This is a genomic window from Streptomyces xanthochromogenes (assembly GCF_014650455.1).
Lineage (GTDB): Bacteria > Actinomycetota > Actinomycetes > Streptomycetales > Streptomycetaceae > Streptomyces > Streptomyces xanthochromogenes.
Map to the genome: position 1 here is coordinate 378756 of NZ_BMUZ01000001.1, position 13396 is coordinate 392151.

The window sequence follows — 13396 nt, forward strand, 5'->3', positions numbered from 1 at the left end:
CCGGGGCCCTTTTCGCTCGGGCGCGCGTGGACGGTCGGCACCTCGCGGCCCCTGGCCGATGGCGGACAATGACGACCATGGCCGCCACCTCCCGCCCCAGCCCCGCCGCCGCATCGGCCGGCTCCCTCGACCCGGCCGGCTCCCTCGACCCGGCCGGCTCCCTCGACCCGGCCGCGGAGAGCCTCCAGCCTCAGCCGAGCCTGCGCGAACGCAAGAAGATCAAGACGCGCTCGGCGATCCGGCGGGCCACGTACCGGCTGATCGACCGGCAGGGATACGAGGCGACGACGGTCGAGCAGATCGCGGAGGCGGCGGAGGTGTCCCCCTCGACGGTGTTCCGGTACTTCCCGACGAAGGAGGACATCGTCCTCACGGACGAGTTCGACCCCGTCATGCTGCGGGAGATGCGGTCCCGGCCGGCCGGGGAGACGCCGCTGGAGTCCCTGCGGTACGTCGTCACGGAGGCGGCCCGGCGCTCGCTGCTGCACGCGCGCGAGGAGACGTTGCAGCAGACCGCCCTGATCGCGGAGGTGCCCGCGCTGCGGGCCCGGATGATGGAGTCGGTGGCGGCGACGAGCCGACTGCTGTGCGGGGTACTTGCGGAGCGGGCCGGTCGTCCGGTGGACCTGGAGGTCCGGGTCTTCGCCATGGCGGTGCTGGGGGCGCTCCACGAGGCGTCCGTGTACTGGGCGGAACGCGGTCACCAGGACGACCTCCTGGACCTCGTCGCCCGGACCATGACCACCCTGGAGTCGGGGCTTCCGCCGAGCCCGCTCCACGGTCCCGGACCGGTCGCCCGGCACAGTTCCCCGCATCCCTGAGAGCCGCTGAGCCGCTGAGCCGCTGAGCCGCTGCCGGAAGAGCAACTCCCCGTATCGGAAGCCCTGGTGACGCAACGTCAGCCGGGGCGGTAGCGCCACGCCGGCCGACGCGGAGCCGGGGTCAGACTGCGGCGTGCTTGGGCGTGACTCCCTGGGGCTCGGTGTGCTCCTTCTTCATCGAGCGGACGGTCCACAGGACAAGACCGCCCACGAAGGTGAACATGAGCAGTTGCGACACGTTCGAGGCGACCTCGATCGGAAGCAGGTACACGGCGGCGATGCGCAGCGAGGCGTCGACCAGCAGCCCGGTGCCCCAGACCAGGGTGACGCGGCGCCAGCGGGCCGCCATGGTGGCCGTGTCCGCCATGGCGTGGAACTCGGCCGCCTGCCTCGACCCGGCCTGGCGGGCGAACCGCTGCGCGGCGTAGTAGGCCAGCGGGCGACGGACGGCGCAGCTGCCGACGAGCAGCAGGCCGGCCACGGCGGACTGCGCCGAGTCCTTGGCCAGGATGAACCTGGCCCCGCCGCTGGTGAAGCTCAGGGCCAGGCTCGCGCCGAACAGGAAGAGCAGGAACAGTGCGAACGGATCGACCCGGCGCTGTCGCAACGCCACCCAGATCATGCGCGCGCCGGCGACGAGGGTGCCGGCCAGCAGCGCGACGTAGGTGGTCGCCCCGAGCAGCTCGGCGGCGAAGTACGCCATGACCGACAGGCCGATGTCGTAGAAGAGCGTGGCGACCATCGCACGCTTCACGGCACGGGACCGCGAGGCGCGGGTGCTGTTTCCGCCGTGACCTGCGGGGCTTGACGGGTTCGAGGACATGGGAAACCCCCAGTTGCGAAGGAAGGGGAGGAAGTTGACGTTCAGGACCATCTGGGGAAAACGTTAGGGCGACCCCGGTCGCCTGTCCTGATGCGTCGGGAGTAGATCCGGGTGGAGATGTCTCTCCACCCGGCTCCACCCCCCCCTCCCTGGCAGCCGGCGTCGTCCGGCCGAGAGCCCGGCCCGTGCGACGAGGCCGTGCTGCGGGGCTTCCTGCGGGGGCTTCCGGTGCGGGCTTCCTGCGTGCCCACCGTGGCCGTACGGCACTGTTCCGTCCCGGCCGACCGGCCCCCAGGGGGTCGGGCGGGGTCCGCGCCGGCCCCCAGAGGGTCAGGCGGGGTCCGCGCCGAGCCCCAGAGGGTCAGGCGGGGTCCGGGGCGGAGCCAATGGGCCAGGGCCACGGGGCCAGGTCAAGGGCCGGGCCACGGCGGCAGGCCAGAGGGTCAGGCCAGGGCCTCCGCCAGGGATTCCGGCGTGGTCACCGGGGCTTCGCAGGTGAACCGGCGGCACACGTACGCCGCCGCGGCCCCGCCCACCAACGGCCGCCCCGCGAGCAGGGGGAACTCCTCGGAATCCGGCACTCCCACCGCCACCACCGCTCCCGGGGCGGAGGCGAGGAGCGCCGTGCGGTGCAGCGCCCCCGTGAGGGGGTCCGTGGGGGAACCCACCACCGCGACCTCCCGGGGCCCGTCGAGCACCGCCTCGGCCGCCGCGAGCCCCCACCCGATGAACCGCGGCGCCCGCGGTCCGAGCGCCCGGACCACCCCCAACGCCCCCTCCGCGGCCTCCCGGTGCGCCGAGGAACCCGTGTGCGCGGCGTAGGACAGCAGGGCCGACGCCGCCGCCGTCCACCCCGAAGGCGTCGCGTTGTCCGTCGGGTCCTGGGGCCGCCGGATGAGCTTCTCCGCGTCGTGCGCGGTGTCGTAGAGCACGCCCTCCTCGCCGACGAACTGGTCCAGGACGATGTCGAGCAGGAACCCGGCGAACTCCAGCCAGACCCCCTCCCCCGTCACCCCGGCCAGCGCGAGGAACCCCTCGGCGGCATCGGCGTAGTCCTCCAACACCCCGGCGTTCACGCCCACTTGACCGCCCTTGGAGGTCCGGGCGAGCCGGGCGTGGCCGTCCATGTGGACCCGTACGAGAACGTCCGCCGCCTCGGTCGCGCGCTCGACGAGGTCCGGGCGGTCGAAGAGCGCACCGGTCTCGGCGAGCGCCGCGATCGCCAGGCCGTTCCACGCCGCGACCAGCTTGTCGTCACGCCCCGGCCGCTCCCGGAGCTCCCGCGCCGCGAGCAGTCGGTCACGCACTCCGTCGGCCAACTCGGCTGCTTCCTGGGGAAGTTGGAGAACGGAGGCGCCCTCTTCGAAGGTGCCGTCCGCCGTCACTCCGAAGTGCAGCGCCGCCGCCTGCCCGTCCTGCTCGCCAAGCACCGCGGCGAACTGCGCGGGCGTCCAGACGTAGAAGGCGCCCTCGACGTGGCGCCCCTCGCCGTCGTCGCTGTCGGCGTCCAGGGCAGAGGCGTACCCGCCCTCGTTGGTGCGCAGCTCGCGCACCATGAAGTCGGCTGTCTCCAGGGCGACCCGGCGCGCCAGAGCGGAGCCGGTGACCCGCCACAGGTGGGCGTACACCCGGCACAGCAGGGCGTTGTCGTACAGCATCTTCTCGAAGTGCGGCACCAGCGTCCCGCCCGGGCGCGGCCGCAGTACATAGCGGTGGAAGCCGCCGCCCAGCTGGTCGTAGAGGCTGGAGCGGGCCATCGCCTCGCACATGCCCTCGGCCATCTCCAGGGCCGCCTCCGAGCCGGTCCTGGTGTGGTGGCGCAGCAGGAACTCCACCACCATGGCGGCCGGGAACCTGGTGTCCCCGCCGCCCAGCCAGCCGCTCGCCGGGTCGTACTCGCGGGTGATCCCGAGCAGCGCCTGGGCGAGTTCCTCCTCGCCGGGCAGCCCGCCCGTGCCGTGGTCCAGCTCGCGGGCCGCGAGGTCGCGGGTGATCTTCTCGGCGACCTCGGCGACCTCGTCGCGCCGGTCGGCCCACGCGCTCCGGACCCCTTCGAGCACCTGCCGGAAGGAGGGCATGCCGTGCCGCGGCTCGGGCGGGAAGTAGGTACCGAAGTAGAAGGGTTCGCCCTCGGGGGTCATGAAGACGGACATGGGCCAGCCGCCCTGGCCGGTCGCGGCCTGCACGGCCTCCATGTAGACGGCGTCGACGTCGGGCCGCTCCTCGCGGTCCACCTTCACATTGACGAAGTGCTCGTTCATGTAGGCCGCGGTGACCTCGTCCTCGAACGACTCGTGCGCGAGGACATGACACCAGTGACAGCTGCTGTAACCGACGCTGAGCAGCACCGGAACCCCGCGCTCGCGGGCCTCCTCGAAGGCCTCGGACGACCAGGGCCACCAGTCGACCGGGTTGTCGGCGTGCTGGAGCAGATAGGGGGACGTCTCGTCAGCAAGGCGGTTCGACATGCCCCCATCCTCGCGCACCGCCCCCCACCCCGCCGAAGCGCCACAGCGCCACAGCAGCCGGCTCCGTCAGCGGGCAGTCGCCTCGGGGCGGGGCAGCTCGTCCAGATCAAGGGTGTGAGTGGGCCCGTCGGCCAAACCCGATCAGTAAGCTGGGCGCAGCAGCGCCGAGACTGCCGAGGCTCCTCGAAGGAGGTACACCATGACCGCCGAGATGGTGGCGCCCGCGTGGATGCATACGCAGATCAGTGCGGAGCAGTACGACTCCTGGTCCGAGGAGCAGTGCGCCGGCATCGAGGTCGTGGACGGGATGGTCGTCGTGAGTCCGAGCGCCTCCAAGCGGCACAACCGGCTGGCCAGACTCCTGGCCAATGCCCTGGACGCCGCCGCAGGCCCTGACTGGAACGCGGACACGGACTTCGACGTCCGCCTGCAGGACGTCCCGCTGACCAACCGTCGCCCGGACGTCATCGTCTACCGGGCGGAGACGATCGACCTCACGCCCACCCGCCCCGAGCACGTGCTCCTGGTCGTCGAGGTCGTGTCGCCCGGTTCGGAGACCACTGACCGGATCGTGAAGGTGGACCAGTACGCCAAGGCCGGCATCCCCTTCTATTGGCGAGTGGAGCAGGCCGCCACCGGGGTCCCCATCGTCTACACGTACGTCCTCGACCCTGCCACCCGGGCTTACCGGGACGGCGAGATGTTCACCGGCACGGTGAAGGCCACCGCACCTTTCTCCGTCACGGTCGATCTTGGGGCCATGTAAGGACGGAGAGCCCCCGTGCCGCTGTCGGGGCGACCGTCAGCCCCGCCGACTCAAGCCCGGATACTTCCTCCAGGCCGAGAGTCCGGGCAAGTCCGCCGGCCAGGTGGATGGGCGGCTTGGCCGAGCCCTCCTTGTGTGTGGGCCACGATGCAGCCGGAGCCGGTGTGTGGGATGCGTACGGCGACCATCGGGGGTAGCCCCTCATAGGCCTCGGCGGACCAGAAGCACCATTCGAGACTCCCCCACACGGGAGATGATCCGCCGACTCCCTCGCGCCGACGCGCGTCACGCACGACACTTGGAGGCGCAGGCGAAGGACGGGCTCTCGGAGGGGGACGCACATGCGGGACAGCCATCGGGCCGAGGCCGAGCGGCTGTTGGTACGCGCCGTGGAGGAAGAGGTACGGCGCTCCGGCGGACGCTCCGACGGGAGCGCACTGCTCTCCCGGGGCCGGGGCGCGCTCGACGCGCTGGCCCAGAGCGCCGCGGAGGAGTACGCGGCGTATACGCAGGCGCTGGACGAGGCGGCCGTCGGACAGCTCTCGTTCGGCGAGCGGTTCCGGCGCGAGGGTGGTTCAACCGGTCTGCTGGCAACGGGAGTCGGCGCTCTCGCCGCCATCGTCGTGGATGTGGCGCTCGGGGTCGGCGCGGGCGGCGCGGTGGGTACCGGCGCGGCCGTGGCGGTCGCCGGGGCCGCCGGAACGGTCGCCAGGGTGACGGCCGCGCATGTGCCGGCCGCCCACCGGCGGGCCGGGGCGCTCGGCCAGCCGGGCGGCCCCGAGCAGTTGCGCCTCCAGTGGCTGACGGCCCTGGAGGTGCGGGGCATCCGTCCGTTCCTGGACCAGCAGCGGGCGGTGAGCCCCAAGCCGGCGCAGAAGAAGGTGCCCACACAGTTGCGCGGCACGGACAAGAGCGCGGCGGCCCGCCGCCGCTCGGTGCTTGAGCAGTCGTTCGGCCATCTCCCGGACCTCCAGGGCCCGTTCGCGGGGCGCCGGGCGGAACTGGCGCGGATCGGGCAGTGGGTGCAGGCGGCCCGCGCCTCCACCGAGACGCGGCCGGTGGTCGTGGTCCTGCACGGCCCGCCGGGCTCGGGCCGCAGCACCCTCGCGGTGCGCGCGGCGCACGCCCTGCGCGACCAGTTCCGCGGCGCCTGTCTGGTCGACATGCGCGGCGGCCTGTCCGGCGAGAGCCCGCTGCCGACCCGCGACGCGCTCCTGCACCTCCTGAACCGGCTCGGCGCGCCGCGCGAGCAGCTCCTGTTCCGCGAGCGGTCGTCCCCCGAGCAACAGGTGCGCCGCCTGGCCGAGCTCTACCACCAGCATCTGACGGGGCTCGCGGTCACCGTCGTCCTGGACGACACCGACGACCCCGAGCAGGTGCGCACCCTGGTGCCGCAGCGCTCCGAGGGCCTGGTCCTGGTCACCTCCTCCAAGCCGCTCGACCTGCCCGACGACTTCCCGGCGTGGGTGCACCAGCTGGCCGTCGAGCCGCTGGACGCGGCGGGCGCGGAGGAACTCCTGCGCGAGGCGGCCGAGGAGAAGGAGACCGGGCCCTACGACGCCGAATCCACCGATCTGGTACGGCAGTTGTGCGGTGGACTCCCGCTGGCGCTGCGCATCGCCGGGTCCTCCCTCGGACCGCGTTCGGCACGGGCGCTCGCCGCGGACCTGGGCGCGTACGGGCCGGTGGCACCCACCGAGCGGGCCCTGTGGCTGCGCTACACCGACCAGTCCGAGCCGGCCCGCCGCCTGCTGCGCCGCCTGGCGCTCGCGGGCCGCGCGTCCCTGGGGGCGGCGGCCGCCGCAGCCCTGCTCGCGGCCGACGAGCAGGAGGCGCAGCGCCAGCTCACCGCGCTCGCCTCGGCCGGGCTCATCGACCACGTACGCGGCAGCCGCTACCGGCTGCACGACGTCGTCCGCGCCTTCGCCGAGGCCCGCCTGGCCGACGAGGAGGAGCAGGCCGAGCGGGTGGCCGCGCAGGAGCGCCTGATCCGCAACTACGCGGAGCTCGCGGACGCGGTGGGCCGCATGGTCGACGGCAAGATGTCGACCCGGGCCGGCCAGTTCGGCGGGCACGGCTTCCCCTCCCTGGACGCGGCGCTGCGCTGGCTGGACGACGAGTCGAGCTTCATCACCGCGGCCCTGCGCCAGGCCGAGGGCGTCGACCAGGAGGCCGTGCTCAGCCTGCTGGGCGCGCTGTGCGACTACTGCCTGCTGCGCGGCGACCTCTACCGCCTGGGCGAGATCAGCGAGTTGACCCAGGCCGTCGACCAAGGCCTGCTCGTACGGTCGGTGCAGTGGCGCACCGGCATCGCGGCCCGCCAGCTCGGCGAGCTGGACACGGCACGCACCACGCTGTCGTCCGTGGTCAACCTCTACCGCGAGGCACAGCACGACGCGGGCCAGGCCCTCGCGCTGTGTTCGCTCGGCATCACGCTGCACCACCAGGGCAACCTGGCCGAGGCCGCGGTGCGGCTGCGCGAGGCGATCGACCTGCAGTCGGGCGACGAGCTGGCGGGCGACCGCGCGTGGTCGCTGCACGCGCTCGCGGCCGTGGAGCGCGACCGTTCCAACCTGTCGGTCGCCCTGACGCTGCTGGCCACCGCCCTCGAACTGCACCGCGAGAACGAGTCCCTGCACGGCGAGGCCTGGACCCACTTCCAGCTCGGCCAGCTCTACCTCCGCACCGGTGAAGTCCCGCGCGCGGAGGGTGAGTTGCGTACCGCGCTCGACCTGTACGGGCGTACTCGCGACGGCCGCGGCGAGGCGTGGGCGATGACCCAGCTGGCCCGCGCCCGCCTCGTCGAGGGCGATGCGCCGGCCGCGGTCGACGGGCTGCGCCAGGCCCTGTCGCGCCACCGCGAGCAGGAGGACGCGCGCGGCGAGGCCTGGACGCTGTACTACCTGGGCCAGGCCCTGGAGGAGCGCGGCGACCGCGACCAGGCGGTGCGCGAGCTGGAGCGGGCCCGCACCATGTTCTCGCGGATGCGGGACGTGTACGGGCTCGCCTGCGCCCGCCACCACTCGGGCCGGGTCACCCGCGACCAGCGCGCCGCCCAGACCGGGAACCTGCGCAACTCCGGCTTCGCCCGCCAGCTCCTGGTCGACGCGCGGGCCGACTTCCACCGCATCGGGGTGGCGCACGGCGAGGCCTGGACGTGTCTGGAGCTCGCCCTGATCGACGCGGGCAACAACCGGCCGGGCCCGGCGCTCGCCCTGTGCGACGAGGCGACCGCGCTGTTCGCCTCGTACGACGACCGGCGCGGCGGGGACTGGTCCCGCTTCCTGCGCTGCACGCTGCTGCCGTACGCGGGCGCGGGCGGTGTGGAGGTGGGCACGGCGGTCGCCCAGGAGGAGCTGGCCCAGCTCCTTCGGGCCCGCCACCACGCCCGTGACGCCAAGCTGGAGGACTGCGCGGAGGCCTTCGCGCTGATGCTGGAGCGCGGCGTCTCGCTGGAGTCGGGCTGGCAGGCCTGGCAGCTGGGCATGGTCCCGGACCGGCACGCCCGGGAGGTCATGGGGGTGCCGGTGGGGGCCGACCGATGAACGCCCCCTTACGGCCGCCCCGCCCGTGCGCGCCGTTCGCGGGCCGGGCCGAGGAGACGAGGGACCTTCGGGAGTTCCTCGCCGCGGAGACGGGACCGGACCCCCGGGTGCTGCTCCTGCACGGGCCGGCGGGCGTGGGCAAGTCGGCCCTGGCGGCGCATGTCGTCGCGCCCTCCGCACCCGGCGCGAAGGCTCCCGCCCCCGTCTGCTGGATGCCGGCCGGGGCCGATCCGCCGGACCCCACCGCCATCCTGTTGCGGGTTCTCGGTCAACTAGGAGCGGACTGGCGCGGGTTGGCGCTGCCCGGCGGCGGGGCCGATGCCGCGGTCGGGAGCCTGACGGTACGTCAGGCCTGTCGACGCCACTTCGCCGCGCGCCGGGCGCTGGTGGTCTTCGACGACGTACCGTCCCCCGGGGTCGCGGAGGCCCTGCTGGCCGCGTTCGCGCAGACGCGGGCCACGGTCGTCCTGACCGCCCGAACCGCGTTCGCGCTGCCGCACCCCCGGATGCGCCGGCACGAGGTCCGGCCGCTGGACGTGCACGACTGCGCCGTCCTCGCGTGGCGGGCGGGACGCCGCCTGCCGGCGGGCGCCGAAGCCGAGTCGCTGCTGCGGCTGACCGGCGGACTGCCCTTCCTGATCCGGCTGGCGGGCCCCCTCCTGGAGGCGGGCGGCCGCGAGGCCGGCGAGACGCTGGCGGAGTGGGAGCGGACGTTTCCGACGGACGCCGCCGGGCGGGCAATCGCTTTGACCCGCCTGGCCATTGCCGGCCTGTCAGACTCCTGCCGGGCGGCCCTGGAGCGGCTCCTGCTGTACGGCACGGTGCCGTTCGGAATGCGCACCGCGGCGGAACTGCTCGGCCCCGGAGGGCCGGGACACCTCGACGAACTGGGCGAGGCAGGCCTCCTCACCCGGGCCCACGACGATCGCTGGTCCCTGGCGTCCGCGAGGCTCAGCGAGGAAGAGGAAGCCGCACGGCTGACACCGCCGACCCCGTACTCCTCCTCCCGCTTCTTCCGTTCCGTCCGCGATGATCTGCTGGAGGTCCTGGACGGCGAGGCCGCCGACGCAACGTGCGACAGCGTGTTGCGCGCCACGGACGAGTACCTCGACATGGTGCTGCGGCTGGCCGCCGCCCGCGAGGAAGTCACCGGCCCGCTCGCACGTCTGCTGGCCATGCGCTGCGACGCCTACCGGCTGGCGGTGCTCCGACGGTCCCTGCCCGACGGCCGGGCGGACCTGAGGGCCGCGTTCGCCGAAGGGGTCCGCGATCCGGAGTGCGCGCCGCCGCTCCCCTTCCGCCAGAACACCGCGGGAGTACGTCGGGCCGTCGCCGCCTATGCGTCCGGCGATCTGCGCGACGCGCTGCGTGCGCTCGGCCCGGAGCCCTCCCCCGACCCCGGACCCCGGGCCCTCACCGACACGCTGCGCGGCCGGATCCTGCGCGACCAGGGGTGGGTCACCGAAGCCGAGGCCGCCTTCACGGACGCGGCCGCCCGCTACCACGAAGGGCAACAGGTCCGCCCCGGCGCCTGGACGTCCCTCCACCACGCCGGGCTGCTCCTCCTGACGGGGCGCCCCGACACGGCTCGGACCTTCACCGAGCAGGCCCTCGCCGTGTTCCGCCGGACCGGGGACGAACGAGGCCAGGCCTGGTGCACCACCACGCTCGGTCGCGTCCACCTGGCCACCGGCCACCTGGAGGACGCCCTCGTCGACCTGACCGCGGCGAAGGCCATGCACGTGGTCAACGGCGATTTCCGGGGACAGGCCTGGTCGCGGTACCACCTGGCCCTCGCCGAGGCGGACCGGAGCGCCGACGAGGAGGCGACCGGAGAGCTCACCGCCGCGCTCGAACTCTTCGAGTTCCTGACCGACCGGTTCGGTGCAGCCTGGGCGATGCACCAGATCGCCCTGCTGGAAAGGGATTCCGAACAGGCACGGAAACTGCTGCGCGAGGCCGCCCGGGTCTTCCGCGACATCGGCTGCCCGCACGGCCTCGCCTGGACGGAACTCGCCCTGGGAGCCCACCCGGCCATCAGCCCCTACCCGGCGCTCGGCAGGCAGCACAAGGCCGCTCACGTGGAGCGGGCCCGGTCCTTGTTCTCCCGGCTCGGCGACAAGAGCGGTGAGCTGTGGGCCCGTTACTGCCTCCGCCTGTTCGAGGGCGACGATGCCGGGGTGGACGACACGCTCGGCGAGCTCTCCACCGGCAGGTTCACCACGTCGGGGGAGGCCGGGCGCATCCTGGAACACCGGCGCAACAAGCGGCCCTTTCCCTACCGTCGCGACGGCGTCCCCCGCCGCGCCCGCGACACCGTCTGGTCCGAGCGGGCATTCGGACCACCCGTCGAATGCCGGGTCCGCCTCACCCTCCTCGACGGCTCGCCCACGCGCATCCTGTTGCGCGTCGAAGCCGCCGGCGGCCACCCGTGGGCCGGAGACGGGGGGCGCCCGGTATGGCTGCGGGCCGTCGGCACACCGCTCACCCCGGCGGACATCGAGCCCGCCATGTCCCTGGTGCGGCCCTCCCCGCACGCGACGCACGGCGCCGAGTTCACCATCGTCGCCCACCGTGCCGGCCTGCACCGACTGCGCTTCACGATCGCCGACGAGCAGACGGGGAGCGTGCTGCAGCAGGTCGAGACGGAGTTCGACCTGCCCGACACCTCGGCCCCGCACCTCGTCACAGCCCCGCATCCCGAACACGCGCGGGGAGCGTGAGGCATGCCGACCGAGCTGCCCGTGCGGGTCGTCCAGGACCCGAGCCGTCAATTCACCCGTCTGCCCGGCCTGCACACCGCACCGCCCGACGTGATCGTCAGCTTCGACGTGTGCGCCGGTGACCGGATCCGAGCCCGGCTCTACGGTCCGGGGGTACCCGCCCTGAAGGGGACCGAGCACAAGGCCGACCTCGTGGCCCGGCCCGGCGAAGTGCGGGCGGCAGCGGCCCGGCTGTGCGCCGCCTGGCAGGAACTCTTCGTCGGGCACCGGCCGTTGGGCGCGGACGGCATGCCCGATCCGGACCGCCCGGAGTATCCGTACACCCGACTGGTGGATCTCAGCGAACAGCCGCGACCCGAACTGGACGCGATACTCGACGAGTTGGCGTTCATGGGCGCCGACCTGCTCTTCGGCGTACTGCTCGGCGGCGACGGGCGCCGGACCGAACTGATCCGCACCTATCTCACCGATGCCCTCGGCGAAGAGGGGCTCCGCATCCGTTTCGACTCCGATCTCTTCCTGCCCTGGCCGATGCTGGCGCTGCCCGCCGCCGGGGGCCTTGGCCTCTTCGACCGCTTCCTCGGGCACCGGCACCGGATCGAGCAGACCGGCGGCTCCTATCCCTGGCCGGGCGACCGGCCCGCCGCACCCGCCGTCCCCGTCGTCAGTCTCAACCGGGACGAGGCGATCGACCGGCGGGGGCTCACCCGGGCCAGGGAGGTCGCCGTCGCGCTGGCGCGTGGCACCAAGCTGGTGGAGCGCACGACCCGGCGCGAACTGGTCGAGGCGTTCGCCGACCGGGACCTGGACGACCAGCTGATGTACTTCTGGTGCCATGGCGACTTCCAGCCCGTGGCCGATCAACCCCCTTGCCTGGTCGTCAAGTTGAGCGACGGAATGCGGATCGACGCCCAACTGGTGCGCGAACGTCGCAGGGGGTTCGGTGACCACACCCCGTTCCAGCCGTTCGTCCTGCTCAACGCCTGCCATGCGGGCGCGCCGGGCGGCGACGGCGACCACGCCCATCTCGGCCGGGCGCTGATCGAGCACGGCGCGCGCGGGGTGCTCGGCCCGCAGATCGCGATGCCGCAGGCGTTCGCCGCCGAGTACGCGCTGGCGTTCGTCACCCGCTATCTGAGCGGCACGGAGACCGCGGGCGCGATCGCCCACGCCCTGGCGCGACACTTCGCCGACGCCTTCCGCAACCCGCTCGGCCTCGCCTACGCACTGCACTGCGGCATGGACGCCCGCCTCGAACGCGCACCGGAGTCGCCATGAAGACCGTTGATCTCGACGAGTCCGGACGGGTCCTCGACGGCGGGCACCCGGTCCCCGTCCACCGCCTCGACGACCACTTCGCCGAGGCGCTCCGGCCGCCGCCGGGCACCACGGACATCGTGCTGTACGTGCACGGCTGGCAGACCGGGCCGGAGGCGGCGGAGCGGGCCGCCGGCCGGCTGCTGGCGCTCGTCGCCGAGCAGTACCGGCGCCACCACGACCTCTACCCGGCGCTCGCCCCCTGGGCCCCGTGGCCGGTCCTGGTGCGCTGGCCCTCACGCAGCGGGCCACTGCGCGGGGGTTACCGCAGGATCAGGGACCGGGCGCACGCACTGAGTGGTGCCGACGGGCACGCGGGGCGGGTGATCGGCTCACTGCTCGGCTATCTCGACGCCGGACGCGGTGATCCGCGAAGCCCGGTGCTGGCCGGCCGGGACGGCCAGTACCTGCACCTGGTGGGGCATTCGTTCGGCTGTCGCGTGCTGTGCGAGGCCGTGCAGTGGGCTGCCCAGGAGCCGGGCACGCTGGGCTGGAGCAGACCGGGGCCGACGCATCTGCCGTTCACGGTGGACTCGATGCTGCTGCTTCAGATGGCGGCGCCCCGCGACGCCTTCGCGGAGACGTTCACCGCACTCGCCGAGGCGCCGCTGCGCGGCCCGCTCGTGGCCACGTACACGCAGCGGGACTGGGCCACCGGCTTCTGGCACCGGGTCGCCGAGCGGCGGGCGGGGATCGGAAGCCAGGGCATCGGGACCGCGCCCCAGCCCGTGTCGGCCATCCGGATGCTGGCCCCGGACACCCCTTACCCGCCCTCCGCGCTCGATCACTGGTTCGTCAGCGTCGACGCCGGAGCGGTGTTCGTGAACGGGCGCGGGCCCGCCGGCGCGCACTCCGACCATCTACGGCCGGAGTCCGCGCATCTGCTGCTGTCGCTGGCCGGCCACTCCCGCTGAAGCCGGAGCGGCCGGTCGG

At 73.6% G+C, this 13396-nt stretch carries 8 protein-coding genes; 6 read left to right on the top strand and 2 right to left on the bottom strand.

All coding sequences use genetic code 11. From position 1 onward, the window contains the following. Positions 1–77 precede the first annotated feature (77 nt). On the top strand, positions 78–821 hold the full coding sequence (locus IE267_RS01670; RefSeq protein ID WP_189761941.1) for a TetR/AcrR family transcriptional regulator: 744 nt from the start codon (positions 78–80) through the stop codon (positions 819–821). Positions 822–942: 121 nt separating this feature from the next. Here the strand turns inward: IE267_RS01670 and IE267_RS01675 are convergent, their stop codons facing one another. Both IE267_RS01675 and IE267_RS01680 read right to left on the bottom strand, forming a co-directional pair. Beyond that, positions 943–1563, bottom strand: a complete 621-nt coding sequence (locus IE267_RS01675; protein ID WP_189761942.1) for a VC0807 family protein — start codon at positions 1561–1563, stop codon at positions 943–945. Between the two features lie 524 nt (positions 1564–2087). After that, positions 2088–4112 carry a thioredoxin domain-containing protein gene (locus tag IE267_RS01680; protein WP_189761943.1) on the bottom strand — a complete coding sequence of 675 codons (2025 nt, stop codon included), beginning with the start codon at positions 4110–4112 and terminating at the stop codon, positions 2088–2090. Positions 4113–4311: 199 nt separating this feature from the next. On the opposite strand from IE267_RS01680, the gene IE267_RS01685 reads away from it, so the two are divergent. The 5 genes from IE267_RS01685 to IE267_RS01705 all read left to right on the top strand — a co-directional run bounded on the left by IE267_RS01685 (position 4312) and on the right by IE267_RS01705 (position 13377). Next, on the top strand, positions 4312–4878 hold the full coding sequence (locus IE267_RS01685; RefSeq protein WP_189761944.1) for a Uma2 family endonuclease: 567 nt from the start codon (positions 4312–4314) through the stop codon (positions 4876–4878). Between the two features lie 341 nt (positions 4879–5219). Next, entirely contained in the window at positions 5220–8423 is a 3204-nt protein-coding gene (locus tag IE267_RS01690; RefSeq protein ID WP_189761945.1) for a tetratricopeptide repeat protein, read from the top strand. Next, entirely contained in the window at positions 8420–11146 is a 2727-nt protein-coding gene (locus IE267_RS01695) for a tetratricopeptide repeat protein (RefSeq protein ID WP_189761946.1), read from the top strand. Before IE267_RS01690 ends, IE267_RS01695 begins: the two co-directional genes overlap by 4 nt. Positions 11147–11149: 3 nt before the next feature. After that, complete coding sequence (locus IE267_RS01700; protein ID WP_189761947.1) at positions 11150–12424, top strand: CHAT domain-containing protein; 1275 nt, start codon at positions 11150–11152, stop codon at positions 12422–12424. Then, the gene (locus IE267_RS01705; RefSeq protein WP_189761948.1) at positions 12421–13377 is read left to right on the top strand and encodes a hypothetical protein; all 957 of its coding nucleotides are present in this window, start codon (positions 12421–12423) and stop codon (positions 13375–13377) included. The genes IE267_RS01700 and IE267_RS01705 overlap by 4 nt, the downstream gene beginning before the upstream one ends. The last annotated feature ends 19 nt before the right edge of the window (positions 13378–13396 follow it).